This is a genomic window from Aeromonas sp. QDB62 (genome assembly GCF_027705695.1).
GTDB lineage: Bacteria > Pseudomonadota > Gammaproteobacteria > Enterobacterales > Aeromonadaceae > Aeromonas > Aeromonas allosaccharophila.
In genome coordinates, this window is record NZ_JAPDCD010000067.1 from 1 (window position 1) to 13973 (window position 13973).

Annotated in this window: 13 protein-coding genes; 6 read left to right on the forward strand and 7 right to left on the reverse strand. The window is 60.0% G+C overall.

Annotated elements, in window-relative coordinates; all coding sequences use genetic code 11:
- Window positions 1-302 precede the first annotated feature (302 nt).
- Window positions 303-1655, reverse strand: a complete 1353-nt coding sequence (gene rlmD / locus OKC27_RS21285; protein ID WP_270806675.1) for a 23S rRNA (uracil(1939)-C(5))-methyltransferase RlmD — start codon at window positions 1653-1655, stop codon at window positions 303-305.
- A gap of 274 nt (window positions 1656-1929) precedes the next feature.
- On the opposite strand from rlmD, the gene OKC27_RS21290 reads away from it, so the two are divergent.
- On the forward strand, window positions 1930-3654 hold the full coding sequence (locus OKC27_RS21290; RefSeq protein WP_075113191.1) for a proline--tRNA ligase: 1725 nt from the start codon (window positions 1930-1932) through the stop codon (window positions 3652-3654).
- 94 nt (window positions 3655-3748) lie between these two features.
- On the opposite strand, the gene OKC27_RS21295 is transcribed toward OKC27_RS21290, so the two are convergent.
- The 3 genes from OKC27_RS21295 to OKC27_RS21305 form a co-directional block, all read right to left on the reverse strand.
- Complete coding sequence (locus OKC27_RS21295) at window positions 3749-4429, reverse strand: SDR family oxidoreductase (RefSeq protein ID WP_270806676.1); 681 nt, start codon at window positions 4427-4429, stop codon at window positions 3749-3751.
- Window positions 4430-4546: 117 nt separating this feature from the next.
- Window positions 4547-5179 carry a TIGR04219 family outer membrane beta-barrel protein gene (locus OKC27_RS21300; protein ID WP_042062979.1) on the reverse strand — a complete coding sequence of 211 codons (633 nt, stop codon included), beginning with the start codon at window positions 5177-5179 and terminating at the stop codon, window positions 4547-4549.
- 94 nt (window positions 5180-5273) lie between these two features.
- On the reverse strand, window positions 5274-5723 hold the full coding sequence (locus tag OKC27_RS21305) for a copper chaperone PCu(A)C (RefSeq protein ID WP_111806201.1): 450 nt from the start codon (window positions 5721-5723) through the stop codon (window positions 5274-5276).
- Between the two features lie 90 nt (window positions 5724-5813).
- On the opposite strand from OKC27_RS21305, the gene OKC27_RS21310 reads away from it, so the two are divergent.
- Window positions 5814-6563 carry an enoyl-CoA hydratase-related protein gene (locus OKC27_RS21310; RefSeq protein WP_270806677.1) on the forward strand — a complete coding sequence of 250 codons (750 nt, stop codon included), beginning with the start codon at window positions 5814-5816 and terminating at the stop codon, window positions 6561-6563.
- A 17-nt stretch (window positions 6564-6580) separates the two neighbouring features.
- Here OKC27_RS21310 and OKC27_RS21315 read toward each other — a convergent pair whose 3' ends face one another.
- Window positions 6581-7009 (reverse strand): DUF2753 family protein, encoded by a 429-nt coding sequence (locus OKC27_RS21315; protein WP_005335785.1) that lies wholly within the window; start codon window positions 7007-7009, stop codon window positions 6581-6583.
- A 284-nt stretch (window positions 7010-7293) separates the two neighbouring features.
- Between OKC27_RS21315 and OKC27_RS21320 the strand changes: the two genes are divergently transcribed.
- The gene (locus OKC27_RS21320) at window positions 7294-7953 is read left to right on the forward strand and encodes a CatB-related O-acetyltransferase (protein ID WP_270806678.1); all 660 of its coding nucleotides are present in this window, start codon (window positions 7294-7296) and stop codon (window positions 7951-7953) included.
- Between the two features lie 101 nt (window positions 7954-8054).
- Here the strand turns inward: OKC27_RS21320 and OKC27_RS21325 are convergent, their stop codons facing one another.
- Window positions 8055-8762 carry a ParB-like protein gene (locus OKC27_RS21325; RefSeq protein ID WP_058052285.1) on the reverse strand — a complete coding sequence of 236 codons (708 nt, stop codon included), beginning with the start codon at window positions 8760-8762 and terminating at the stop codon, window positions 8055-8057.
- A gap of 184 nt (window positions 8763-8946) precedes the next feature.
- Here OKC27_RS21325 and OKC27_RS21330 point away from each other — a divergent pair, with 184 nt between their 5' ends.
- From OKC27_RS21330 to OKC27_RS21340, 3 genes are all read left to right on the forward strand, one after another.
- Window positions 8947-10551, forward strand: coding sequence for a peptide ABC transporter substrate-binding protein (locus tag OKC27_RS21330; RefSeq protein WP_270693310.1), 1605 nt, complete (start codon window positions 8947-8949; stop codon window positions 10549-10551).
- A 130-nt stretch (window positions 10552-10681) separates the two neighbouring features.
- Window positions 10682-10981, forward strand: coding sequence for a hypothetical protein (locus OKC27_RS21335; protein WP_042062966.1), 300 nt, complete (start codon window positions 10682-10684; stop codon window positions 10979-10981).
- 136 nt (window positions 10982-11117) lie between these two features.
- Entirely contained in the window at window positions 11118-12677 is a 1560-nt protein-coding gene (locus OKC27_RS21340) for a methyl-accepting chemotaxis protein (protein ID WP_270693309.1), read from the forward strand.
- A gap of 66 nt (window positions 12678-12743) precedes the next feature.
- Here OKC27_RS21340 and dusA read toward each other — a convergent pair whose 3' ends face one another.
- Window positions 12744-13796, reverse strand: coding sequence for a tRNA dihydrouridine(20/20a) synthase DusA (gene dusA, locus OKC27_RS21345; RefSeq protein ID WP_270806679.1), 1053 nt, complete (start codon window positions 13794-13796; stop codon window positions 12744-12746).
- Window positions 13797-13973 lie beyond the last annotated feature (177 nt).

Genomic DNA, 13973 nt, shown 5'->3' on the forward strand with positions numbered 1-13973 from the left:
AAACCAATCAACAGGTTTCGGATTTTTACACATCAGGAGGATCGGTCAATGGATCCTTAACTGATCGGCATTACGCCAGCTGGCGTCGTTTTTTTATGGGCGAGTATCAGGCGATGACTCACGCCTTGGCGGGCTGGCTCAGGCGAGCAACCGCTTCCACATGCATGGCGTGGAGGAGGAACATGTCAATCGCTACGCGCCAGTGTCCGATCACGCTTTCGCTGGCAAGCTCAGACGGGCAACCGCTGCCACATGCATGGCGTGGAGGAGGAACATGTCAATCGCTCCGCGCCAATGTGCGATCACGCTTTCGCTGGCAGGCTCAGGCGGGCAACCGCTTCCACATGCATGGAGTGCGGGAACATATCGACCGGCTGCACCTCGTCCAGCACGAAGCCCTGCTTGACCAGCCAGGCAAGGTCGCGGGCCAAGGTCTGCGGGTTGCAGGAGACATAGACCAGACGACGGGGCGCCATGGCGACCAGGGTCTGCAGTACCGCCTTGTCACAACCCTTGCGGGGCGGATCCATCACCACCACGTCAGCGGTCACGCCCTGCGCGTGCAGCTCGGGCATCAGCTGTTCGGCTTTACCGACGTGGAATTCGGTGTGCTCGATGCCGTTGAGGGCGGCGTTGCGACGGGCATCGCTGATGGCGCTCTCGACCGACTCGATCCCCACCACCTTGGCGGCCTTGCCTGCCAGGAACAGGGAGATGGTGCCGATACCGCAATAGATGTCGAACACTGTTTCGTTACCGGTCAGCTCGGCATACTCAAGCGCGCTGGAGTAGAGCACATCGGTCTGGGTCGGGTTGTTCTGGAAGAAGGAGAGCGGCGAAATCTCGAACTCGAGTTCGTGGATCTTGTCGCGGATCACCCCTTCACCCAGCAGCACCCGGTTGGTAGCGCCCAGAATACGGTTGGTGCGCTCATCGTTGATGTTCTGCACCAGAGTGGTGACCGGCAGATCGCTCAGGGCAGCCAGCAGCTCGGCTTCGAACGGCAGCTCCTCGCTCAGGGTCACCAGCACCACCATCAGCTCGCCGCTCTTGAAGCCCTTGCGGGTCATCAGGTTGCGCACGCAGCCGGTGTGGTTCACTTCGTCATAGGCGGCGATGTCATGCTCGCGCATCCAGTTGCGCACCCGGGCGTTCAGTTCCACGTGCAGCGAGTCCTGCACCGCGCAGTCATCGGCGGTGATGAGGTCGTGGGAGTGCTTGCGATAAAAACCGATCTCGGCGCCCGCTTCACAACTGCGTACTGCATATTGCGCCTTGTTGCGATAGGCGAACGGGCTCTCCATGCCAAGGATATCCTTGACCGGAGTATCACCCAGCCCGGCCTGCTCCAGGGCGCTCTGCACCAGGGCCTGCTTGAGCTTGAGCTGGGCCGGATAAGCCAGCGGACGCACCTGACAGCCTCCGCACTCGGTGTTGGGGCAGAAGTCGGCTACCCGGTCGGCGGAGGGCTGGAGCAGCTCGGCAACCTTGCCGTGCAGGTAGTTGGGCTTGACCTCGGTCAGCTCGACCAACGCCTGCTCACCCGGCAGCAGACCTTCGACAAACAGGGGGCGATCGAACAGGCGTCCTTTGCCATCTCCTTTGTCGGTCAGTTCCAGGATCTCGATCTGGTGTTGATGTCCCACTAACGGCATGAGCGGCTCCAAAAGTACTAAAAAATGGGGGTGATGGACGCGGAAAAACCATGCCCATCGAGAAAAGGTGGCAGAGTTTAGCGGAGATCCGGCCAAATTGCAGGCATAAAAAGCCTGCTTGTTGCAATGGTCATTGCCTCTGGCCATCTGCCGGGCGCTGCCACCTTTCGGGTTGCGGCAAATTTAGCCCTTGGGCCGCAACGCCCAGCCTGTTAAAATTCCGCCCTTGAAATTATCCTGGGCCCCGCGCCCGTTCTAGCTAAGGTCTACCGCGATGCGTACCAGCCAATATCTGCTTTCCACTCTCAAGGAAACCCCCTCCGACGCTGAAGTTGTCAGCCACCAGCTGATGCTGCGCGCCGGGATGATCCGTAAACTGGCCTCCGGCATGTATGCCTGGTTGCCAACCGGTCTGCGGGTACTGAAGAAAATCGAGAACATTGTTCGCGAAGAGATGAACAATGCTGGTGCCGTCGAAGTCTCCATGCCGGTGGTGCAACCCGCCGAGCTGTGGCAGGAGTCCGGCCGCTGGGATGACTACGGTCCCGAGCTGTGCCGTCTGACCGACCGCCACAACCGTCCCTTCGTACTGGGCCCGACCCACGAAGAGGTGATTACTGCGCTGGTGCGTTACGAAGTGAACAGCTACAAGCAGCTGCCGCTCAACCTCTACCAGATCCAGACCAAGTTCCGCGACGAAGTGCGCCCCCGTTTCGGCGTGATGCGCGGCCGTGAATTCCTGATGAAGGATGCCTACTCCTTCCACATCGACAAAGAGTCCTTGGTCGATACCTACGAGAAGATGCACGCCGCCTACTGCAAGGCGTTCACCCGCATGGGTCTGAACTTCCGTCCGGTGCAGGCCGATACCGGCTCCATCGGCGGTACCGGTTCCCACGAATTCCAGGTGCTGGCCGAGAGCGGTGAAGATTTGATCGCCTTCTCCGATACATCAGATTACGCCGCCAACATCGAGATGGCCGAAGCGCTGGCGCCGGCGGGTGAGCGCGCAGCTGCTACCGCGGCCCTGACCAAGGTCGCCACCCCGAATGTTCACACCATCGACGAAGTAGCCGCCTTCCTGAACGTGGCACCGACCGCCATCGCCAAGACTCTGCTGGTACTGGCAGAGGAAGATGAGCACGGCAAACAGGCCGTCATCGCGCTGGTACTGCGTGGCGATCACGAGCTGAACGAAATCAAGGCCGAGAAACTGGCTGGCGTTGCCAACCCGCTGACCTTCGCCAACGACGAGCAGATCAAAGCTGCCGCCGGTTGCGATGCAGGCTCCATCGGCCCGGTCGGATTTGCCGGTCGTATCATCGTCGATCGCAGCGCCGCCCATCTGGCGGACTTCGTCTGCGGCGCCAACGAGACCGGTTTCCACCTGACCGGTGCCAACTGGGATCGTGACATCGCTACCTATGAAGTTGCCGACCTGCGCAACGTGGTGGAAGGCGACCCGAGCCCGTGCGGCCAGGGCAAGCTGCTGCTCAAGCGCGGTATCGAAGTGGGCCACATCTTCCAGCTGGGTACCAAGTACTCCGAAGCGATGAAGGCGAGCGTGCTGAACGAAGGCGGCAAATCCGTCACCATGGAGATGGGTTGCTACGGTATCGGGGTTTCCCGTCTGGTGGCTGCCGCCATCGAGCAGAACAACGACCAGTACGGTATCATCTGGCCGGATGCTATCGCTCCGTTCGAAGTGGCCATCGTGCCGATGAACATGCACAAATCCGAGCGAGTGGCCGAGCAGGCACAGCAGTTCTACGCCGAGCTGAAAGCGGCAGGTGTCGATGTGCTGTTCGACGACCGTAAAGAGCGCCCGGGCGTGATGTTCGCCGACATGGAGCTGCTGGGCATCCCGCACGCCATCGTCATCGGCGATCGCGGTCTGGACAACGGCGTGGTGGAGTACAAGTGCCGCCGCTCCGGCGAGAAGCAGGAAGTGGCCATTGGCGACATCATCGCCATGCTCAAGGCCAAGCTGGGCCGTTAATTCCGCCCCCTTGCCTGAATAGAAAAGCGCGCCATTTGGCGCGCTTTTTGTTTCTGTATGTTCTGACGACGGCAACCGGATGGCGGGCTTCGCCTCAGGAATTGCGACCGATAAAGAGGTCGGTCACGTGGCAGCTGCTTCTGGCTTCCAGTGCGTCAAGCATATAGGCCGCCGCATCTTCCGGGGTCATGAAACCGCTCGGATCCACATGATCCGAATTGTCCCAGAATTCGCTGCGGATCCCGCTCGGGTAGAGGTTGACCAGCCGCAGTGGCGAGCCTTTCAGCTCGGCACGCAACGACTCAAGAAAGCCGCGCATCCCCCATTTGGAGGCGCAGTAGAGGCTCTCGTTGGCCTTGCCCACCTGCGCGGCGGAGGAGAGCACGTTGGCCAGCACTCCGCCTTTCTCGCCGATCAGCCGCACCGTCTGCTGGGCCACCAGAATGGTGGAGATGAGATTGCTCTCCACCACCCGGCGGATCTGCTCGGCGGTGTAGACACCGACCGGGCCGAATTCGCCCACCCCGGCGCAGTGCAGCACCAGCTCGGGCAAGCCGCCCCACTCCACCGCAGCGGCGAAGGCGACATCGACCTCTTCATGGTGCGCCAGATCGGCAGCAATACCGATCACCGCGCTACCGAGCAGTTGCTCCTGCTCCTGCAGTCGCTGATAACGGCGCCCCATCATGGAAACCTGATGGCCCCGCTCAACCAGACCTATGGTCAGGGCCCGGCCCAGACCGGAACCGGCGCCAGTGACTATGATGTGCCCCATTATCCCTCCTCGTTGCCAGCTGATGGCCAGATTGGACAGTAAACTCACCATCCATAAACCAGCCGACCGTCAATGCACTGCTCGATGCTGATGACGCGTCGTCAGACCATCGTCAGATTAGAAAGTGAATTCACCACCCATGAACCAGCCGTCTACAGACTGATCGATATTGTCGAAATCGACTTTGGCTTCACGCCAGCCGGCGCGCAGCTTGATCGGCATGGAGGAGAACTTGTATGCGCCACCCAGACGGTAGTCATAGTTGTCTGCATCGTGGGTACGCACGTCGCCGAAGAAGGAGATACCGGTGCCCGGGATCTTCACTTCGCTGCCGGCATAGGCCATCAGGGTATCTTCGTCATAACCCTTGCGACCGAAGTAAACCTGCTCGCCATCGTAGTGACGACCGGTCATACCCAGATCGATCTTGAACAGATCGTTGTTGAACAGACGGTAGTAGAGGCTCAGATCGTAGGCGGTCAGGTCGTTCTTGAAGTTGCCGCCGGAGGTGCTGAAATCGGAGACTTCAAACTTGGCGTTCGGCAGGAAGATGATGCCGTGTTCCAGTTGCAGATAGCCGTTCCAGTTGTAGCTGTCGTCATAGCTGCCATCGGCACTGGTGCCGTAAGCCTGACCACTGCCCTTGGCTGCCCATACGTCAGCACCGGCGGCAAAACGCCAGTCGTCAGCGGCCATGGCACTCTGGCTGCACAGAGCCAACACAAAACCGGCAATCAGTGTCTTCTTCATCACTTCACTTCCTCTTGCATACATGGAAAGGGCACTATTTTACTCGGCACAGCCAAAATACCCAGCGGGAATGCTGAACAAGCGACGACAAATGTCAGTGCTTCATATGATCCATCTCTGCCATCGGCTCAATCGGCTTCACCGGCAGCGACAGATCAAGCTTCTGACCATCATCCATGGTGAGGGTAAGCGGAACAGGAGTCTGCTCGGAGAGCGTGCCCACCTCGAACAGCATGATGTGCAGGCTGCCCGGTTTCAGCACCGCTTCGCCCTTGGCCGGGATCTCGATGCTCTCGACCTGACGCATCTTCATCACGCCATTTTCGTGCAGGTGAGTGTGCAGCTCGGCACGCCCGGCCGCAGCAGAAGCGGCCGCCACCAGCTTGACCGGCTGGTCGGCGTCATTCTTGAGCACCATAAAGGCGGCGGTGTTGGGGGAACCCGGCGGCAACAGGCGCACATAACCATCGACGGCCTCGACCTTGGCCAGTGCCGGCGCCGTCATACCCAGAACCAGCAGAGAATAAAACGCACGTTTAAACATGGTTGAAATCCTTTTATGATGTTGTTAAACGGCCCCGAGGTTACCCCAACGGCAACCTTTTTTGCACCTTTCAATAACAAGGATTTAGACATGGCCCCCATTCTCATCGCTGAGCAGCAGGATGGCTTGCTCACCCTGACCCTCAACCGCCCCGACAAGCGCAACGCCCTCAATACCGAGTTGTATCAACAACTGGTGGCGGCGCTGCGAGAGGTGGCGGCCGATGAGGAGGTGCACGTCCTGCTGTTACAGGGGCAACAAGATTGCTTTACCGCGGGCAATGATCTGGCCGACTTTATGGGCAAGAGCGCGCTGGAGCCCGACGACCCCATCTTGCAGTTCCTCCACACCCTGGCCGATTTCCCCAAACCTGTGATCGCCGCCGTTGCGGGCCCGGCAGTGGGGATTGGCACCACCATTCTGCTGCACTGCGATCTGGTCTATCTGGCGGATAACGCCCGCTTGCAGCTCCCCTTCGTCGAACTGGGGCTGGTGCCGGAGTTCGCCTCCAGCCTGCTGCTGCCGCGCCTGGTGGGGCACCTCAAGGCGGCCGAGCTGTTGTTGCTGGCCGAAGCCATTGATGCCGAGCAGGCGCTGCGGCTCGGGCTGGCCAACAAGGTGGTGGCCGCCGATGGGTTACTCCACTTTGCCCGCGAGCAGGGGTTGAAGCTGGCAGCCAAACCGCCCAGGGCGCTGCAAAAGAGCAAGGCACTGCTCAAGCAGGAGCTTAAACAGGCAGTGCACTTTGTCATCGATCTGGAAGCGCGCGCCTTCGCGCAGGCACTGCAAGGGGAAGAGGCGCAGCAGCGCATCGCCCAGAAACTCCAACGGCGGGGCTGAGCCGCGCCCAAACCCGTTCAGTTGAGGCGAAAACGGCCGATCAACTCGCAGCCCTGCACCTTGTCCTGTAGCTGGATCAGCCGGGCAATTTCCGGATTGGGGTGACGCTTGAGAAACGCGAGCAGGGCACCGCGGCAGCAACCCAGCTCGCTGATCAGCGCCTCGCATTCCCGGTTCGGGCATTGTGGCACCAGCGCCGTGACCAGCTCGGAGGCGAGCTTCAGGTAGCGCAGCTCATAAGTCGGCTCATCCATCGCCCGCCAGAAGTCGGCCAGCCGGTGGCAGGTGGCGACCCGCATGGTGGCCAGCTCGGTCAACTCGACCTGGGTCATCTCGTAAACATCTCCCAGCGCCTGCTGATAAAAGCAGATCGCCGCCCCCAGCGAACCGGCCTGCCAGGCACGCTCCGCCTCCAGCATGTATCGTTGCCAACTTTGCGGTGTCATCTCGCTCTCCCGAGTCCGTCATGGTGGGAGTGTTATCATGGCTAATTGAGAATAAATATCAACCAGAGGGTTAGTGCAGGATCTCTCATCACCTTGGCAAAGCATGTGCCCGACCTTATGATCGTGCCCTTCCCCCCTTCTTTGGAGCACATCACAATGCGACCTCGCCTCCCGCAGATGCTGGGCTGCTCCCTGCTCTGCGTGCCCCGCATGCTGGTCTGGATCTATTAGCTGCGCTCACGCGAACGCAACCCATCCGATCCATTCAGCAAAGGAGTACCAACATGAACACCTGCCAACACTGGTCGCAGGTCGAATACCTGCACCTGACGGTGACCAACCCCAATATCTGCCTCAAGGGTCAGCACAGCTACTACTCGGGTGCCTGGGATGGCCCCTTCGAAGAGGTGGCGGTGCGCTACCTCCATGGCGATTCTTTTAGCCGCAGCCCGGAAACCGGCTGGGAGCCGCTCTGGCATATCGACCGACTCCATATCGGCGACTATGTGCAGCTTGCTGCCGGGGTGAAGATCATCATGGGGGGCAACCACACCCACAACACGTCCTTCATCAGCACCTATCCGTTCGCCGATCTGGCGGCGCTCAAGCGCAGCTACTGCCCTGCCGGCGATACCCGTATCGGCAACGATGTCTGGATCGGCATGGAGGCGATGATCATGCCCGGTGTTACCATCGGCGATGGCGCCATCATTGCCGCCCGCTCGCTGGTCAATCAGGATGTGCCACCCTATGCCATGGTGGCAGGAACCCCGGCCAGGGTGGTGCGGATGCGCTTTGGCGAGGAGGAGATTGCCCGGCTACAGGCCCTCGCCTGGTGGGATTGGCCGGATCAACAGGTCAACGATCTGCTACCGCTGATCCAGCAAGGTGAAGTCGCCCTGCTTGAGCAGGCGGCTGCCCGCTGGGCGGAGCGCCATGAGTGACCACCGCCAACCAGCAGTAACAAGCTGACAGCAGGAGGGCGACCCCGGGGTCGCCCTCTTTTATCTCCGGCATGCTCTGGATACCGCCATCGCACATTCACTCACTGCGCGCTTTTGGACTGGTTGAGGCTGCACTGCTTGCCGGGATAACCGGGCAGGTCACTGGCATCACTGCCGCAGGCGAGCCGTTTGGCCTGTTGCAGCCGGGCGGCAAGATTGGAGTTATCGACAGGCATCCACTGCATCTGCTTGCCGAGCCAGCTGGCCCAGGCAAATTCGACGAAATAGACCTGTTTGTCCTTGCGAAAGTAGCCAGCATCCTGCAGCAGTCCGGCGAGGGTGCGATAGGGGTAATCAGGCAGCTGGTCGATGCGGGTCGGCAACTGCTCAGGGGTCAGCGGCTGTCCCTTCTCATCCTTGAGCCAGGCCCAGTGGTTGTTCTGCATCTGGCTCCAGAAGTTGGCTTTGTCCTGCAGGCGACCAATCACCTTGACCCGCGCATCCTTGACGCCCTGCTGCCACAGCGCCTTGGTGAGATGGTGGCGGTCTACCAGCCAGTAGCCGCCATCCGGCGCAATCACCACGGGGATCTCTTTCTTTTTCATCAACTTGTCGAGCTGCTTTGCGCTCATGCCCGCCAATGTGGCCTGGGTTTCATCGACCTGGATCTGACCGACGCCCCCCTGAGTCGGGTGCAAGGCATCAATGCCGATCTCGCACCAGTTGCCCACCGCCGTGTCGCTCTGGCACGGGGCCAACGCCCAGACGCCCTGGCTCAACACACAGGCCAGCAATAACCATGCTTTCATCGTTTGATACTCCTCACCACATTGAACTGCACAGACGCCGAAAACGCTCTGCTACCCCGATTGGGCGTGAGAGTCGAATGCTGGCGGTCAGACCAGCAAACGGGATATCATGATTTCCCATCTGTCGGCGATATTTTCTCGCCGAGTTTTCACCCCGCTTCACACTATTTGAAGGATCCGACCCATGAAAGGATGGAGCCCCTTGCTGGCCCTGCTGGGCTGTGCTGCTGTCCAGGCTGCCGATATTCCCGCCGGAACACAACTCGCCGCCGAGCAGATTGTCGTTCGCCACCTCAAGGATGAACCTGCGAGCCTGAGCCCGCTCAAGCTGGTCGGCCTGCCGGAGTTGCAGGTACTGCGGGATCTGTTCGAGGGGCTGTTGACCCAGGGGCCGGATGGCAAACCGGTTGCCGGGGTGGCAGCCAGCTGGGAAAACAAGGGCAACCAGTTCTTTACCTTCCATCTGCGCCCGGATGCGCGCTGGTCCAACGGCGATCCGGTCAAAGCCGGTGACTTCGTCTACGGCTGGCGCAAGCTGGTCGATCCGAAAGAGGCGGCCACCTTCGCCTGGTTTGCCCAGTTGGCCCGCTTCGACAAGGTGGATGAGATCGTGGCTGGCAAATTGCCTGCCAGCGAGCTGGGAGTCAAGGCCCTCGATGACCACACCCTGCAAGTGACCCTCTCCCAACCGGTACCCTACTTCCTGAACCTGCTGAGCCACCCCAGCCTGTCGCCGCTCCATCAGGCCAGCATCGAGCAGTACGGCAACCAGTGGACCCAACCCGGCAAACTTGTGGGTAACGGTGCCTTTGTGCTGAACAACCGAGTGGTCAACGAGAAGCTGGAGCTGATCCCCAACCCTTATTACTGGGATCGGGCCCATACCGTATTGAACAAGGTGATCTTTATGCCGATCAATCAGGAGAGCGCGGCCACCAACCGCTATCTGGCGGGCGATCTGCATATCACCGAATCCTTCCCCAAGGAGCAGTACGACAAGCTGAAACGGCAGATCCCGAATGAGGTCTATACCCCGGATCAGCTCGGCACCTACTACTACGCCTTCAATACCCGTCAGGTACCACTGAACGATGTGCGGGTGCGCAAGGCGCTCTCCTACACCATCGATCGCGCCCTGATCGCCGACAAGGTGCTCGGCACCGGCGAGAAACCGGCCTACCACTTCACCCCGGATGTGACCGCCAGCTTCACCCCGGCCGCCAACCTGCTCTCCACCAGCAGCCAGCCAGCGCTGGACAACAAGGCCAAGGCCCTGCTCAAGGAGGCTGGTTACGGCCCGGACAAGCCGCTCAAGCTGACCCTGCTCTACAACACCGCGGAAATTCACAAGAAGATGGCACTGGCGATTGCCAGTATGTGGAAACAGAAGCTGGGCGCCGAGGTAGAACTGACCAATCAGGAGTGGAAAACCTATCTCGATAGCCGCCAGAGCGGTCAGTTCGAGGTGATCCGCTCCTCCTGGGTCGCCGACTACAACGACCCGTCAGCGTTCCTCGGCCTGTGGGGCTCCCGTCACAGCGGCAACATGGCGGGCTTCGCCAATGCCCGTTATGACCAGCTGCTGGCAGAGGCGGCCAGCACTCAGGATGCCGCCAGTCGCAGCAAGCTGTTTGGCGAGGCGGAGGCGATCCTGCTGGATCAAGCCCCCATCGCCCCCATCTACCAGTACACCAATGCCCGTCTCATCAAGCCATGGCTCAAAGGCTACCCCATCAACAACCCGGAAGATGTGGCCTACAGCCGCCAGCTCTATCTCGTCAAACACTGAACTGGCAATCAAGGCTGAAACCGAAGAGGGCCGCCTGCGGGCGGCCCTCTTATTGATACTGTTCATGCTCAAGTTTTAGGCATAAAATGCCGCCCTTCTAGTGAACACCCCCTCTTATCATCGGTTGAACATGCGTTATCTGTTACTGCTCCCCCTGTTGTGGACCTTGCCTGCGCAGGCCAATAGCGAATCCCAATGCCAGCAAGAGTTTGTCGGCTGGATGCTGCAACAGCAGCAACAGTTCAGCGATCGCAAGTCTGACAAGATGGAGCGGCGCCGGGCCGAGCGAGCCATTGAGTTGGCCCGTCAGGAGTACGACAAGCAGGCCAGCTTCTGCAAGACCATGCAACTGGTGCGCAGCTACAAAGATGGCGATCCGCGCTTTAAACCGAGAACCGGCGAAATTCACGATTTCGCACCGGCCAGCTGACCCTCACTTCATCAATTCATTGTGTTGATTAATTGACCCAAGCCAAGTTCGGGGCACTGAAGAGCCTTAGAATGATTAACTGAGAACGACAATAAAAACATAGTTATCAGTTAGTTGGCTTTTTCAGGAACGACACATGACCACACGCCATCAGGAGGGGGAGATACACTTCCCCGACAACATCGCACTGATCTCGACCACGGATCCCGCCAGCCATATTACCTACGCCAACCAGCACTTCTGTGATGTGGCAGGGTATGGTGCTGCCGAGATGGAAGGGGTGCCCCACAATCTGGTGCGTCACCCCGACATGCCCAAGGCAGCTTTCGCCGACATGTGGCAGCGGCTGCGACAGGGCAAAAGCTGGATGGGGCTGGTCAAGAACCGCGCCAAAAGCGGTCAGTTCTATTGGGTAAACGCTTATGTCACCCCGATCCTCAATGCCCGGAAGGAGATCGTCGAGTACCAGTCGGTGCGCACCAAACCCGACGCCAGCGATGTGGCCTGGGCCGAGCAGCTCTATGGCCTGCTGCGTAGCGGCAAGGCGCTTCCCTGGCTAAGCCGGTTTCACATTGAACCGGGCCAGCTGACCCTCTGGCTCTCCGTTTCTGCATTGCTAACTACCCTGGCTACTTTTGCCACCGGCAACCTGTTCTGGCTGCTACCCACTACCCTGTTGCTGCTGGCGCAGGCAACCCACGGCTGGCGCTTGCAGCAGCGGCTGGCTCATCTGCTCACCCTTGCCGATCAAGATAAAGGAACCCGCCTCTGTCAGGTACTCTACACCCGGCGGCGCGACACCCTGGCGGCCGTTGAACTGGCCTTGCGGATGAAGCAGGCCGAGCTCAAGGCCGTGGTCGGGCGCAGCGCCGACACCAACCAGCAGATCCTGCAGGCAGCCGAAGATGACCGGGGCAACATCCAGACCATCGATACTCACCTGCAGCAGCAGCGTGCCCACAGCGAGCAACTGGCTACCGCCATCACCGAGCTGAGCCACTCCATTCGCGATGTGGCCCACAGCGCCCATGAGGCGAGTAATCTGGTCACCGAGGTGCAACAGGTCTCCGCCGAGGGACTGCAAGCACTGGCGACCACCCAATCCTCCGTCAACCAACTCCATCAGGAGCTGGATGCCAACCACGCTGTGCTGGCCCAGCTCACCAGCGACAGCCAGAAGATCAGCGGCATTCTGGAAGTGATCAGCCAAATCGCCGATCAGACCAACCTGCTAGCCCTCAATGCGGCCATCGAGGCGGCCCGGGCTGGCGAACAGGGGCGTGGTTTTGCGGTGGTGGCGGATGAAGTGAGGGCGCTGGCCCAGAAGACCCGCGCCTCGACCAGCGAGATCCACGAGATGATCCAGGCGCTGCAACAGACCACCCGACAGCTGTCGGACGGGATGGCACAAGGGGCACAGACCTCGGATCGCTGCCAGCAGCACGCGGGCACCACCGCCGACGTGCTCACCCAGATCAACCGGATGCTGGGACAGGTGACCCGCACCAGCGACGAGATCGCCCAGGCGGTGAGCCAGCAGGCCGACGTCACGGCGACACTCGACGAAGGGGTACACCAGATCCACCAGCTGGCCAGCCACACCGCCGACAACAGCAGGCAAGCCCTCGATGGCATCACCCTGCTGGTGGAGCGGCTGCAGGATCTCTCGCGGCTGATCAACCAGTTCAGATATTGAAGCGATAGAGCGAAAAAAAGCGCGTCAACTGACGCGCTTTTTGTGGTTCTTGCTGCTGACAGCGGCTTATTCGGCCGTCTCGCTGCTGGCAAACTCCGGCACCTTGGCCATGGCATCCAGCACCACCTGAATACCGGCGCCCGGTTTGCAGGCGTTCTCGCTCAGGTGACGGCGCCAGGCGCGGGCTCCCTGCATGTTCTGGAACAGCCCCAAAATGTGGCGGGTCATATGGGAGAGGTAGTTGCCCTTGGCCAGCTCCTGCTCGATATAGGGCAGCATCATCCGCACCACCTCGTGGCGACTCGGCACGGCGTTATTCTGGCCGAACACCAGATTGTCCACCTGCGCCAGAATGTAGGGGTTCTGATAGGCTTCACGCCCCATCATGACGCCATCGACGTGTTGCAGGTGCTCCAGAGTCTGCTCCATGGAGGTGACGCCGCCGTTGAGGGCGATGGTCAGCTCCGGGTAATCCTGCTTGACCCGATAGACGCGGGGATAATCGAGGGGCGGGATCTCGCGGTTCTCCTTGGGGCTTAAACCACTCAGCCACGCCTTGCGGGCATGGACGATAAAGGTGTCGCAACCGGCATCGCGCACCTGTTCGATAAAGGCCTGCAGAAATTCGTAGGAGTCCTGATCGTCGATGCCGATACGGGTCTTCACCGTTACCGGGATATCGACCACATCGCGCATCGCCTTGACGCAGTCAGCCACCAGCGCCGGTTCACCCATCAGGCAGGCACCAAAACGGCCGTTCTGCACCCGATCGGAGGGGCAACCGACGTTGATGTTCACCTCGTCATAGCCACGCTCCTCGGCCAGCTTGGCGCAGCGCGCCAGATCTGCCGGATTGCTGCCACCCAGTTGCAGGGAGATGGGGTGCTCCTGCTCGCTGTAACCCAGATAATCCCCCTTGCCGTGGATGATGGCGCCAGTGGTCACCATTTCGGTATAGAGCAAGGTCTGGCGACTCATCAGTCGATGAAAGTAACGGCAATGCCGATCAGTCCAGTCCAGCATAGGGGCAATGGAGAAACGGTGGTCGATGGTTTTACTGCGAGAATCAGCTACAGAGCCTGTTTTTACTGAGTTTTCGTTGTTCTGTTTCTGAGTCATTTTAGGTCGTTTCCAGTCATTTATTGGTTGCACCTGCCCCACATCTGCCCCACAATTCCATGGGGCAGGTAAATTCCAAGAGGTTAGTCATGGCCGGTTATCGCGAATTCAACTCCGAAGTGCAACACCCGCCAAATCAAGCAACCTGTCGTAGTTCATCAAACACGATCTGCGGTT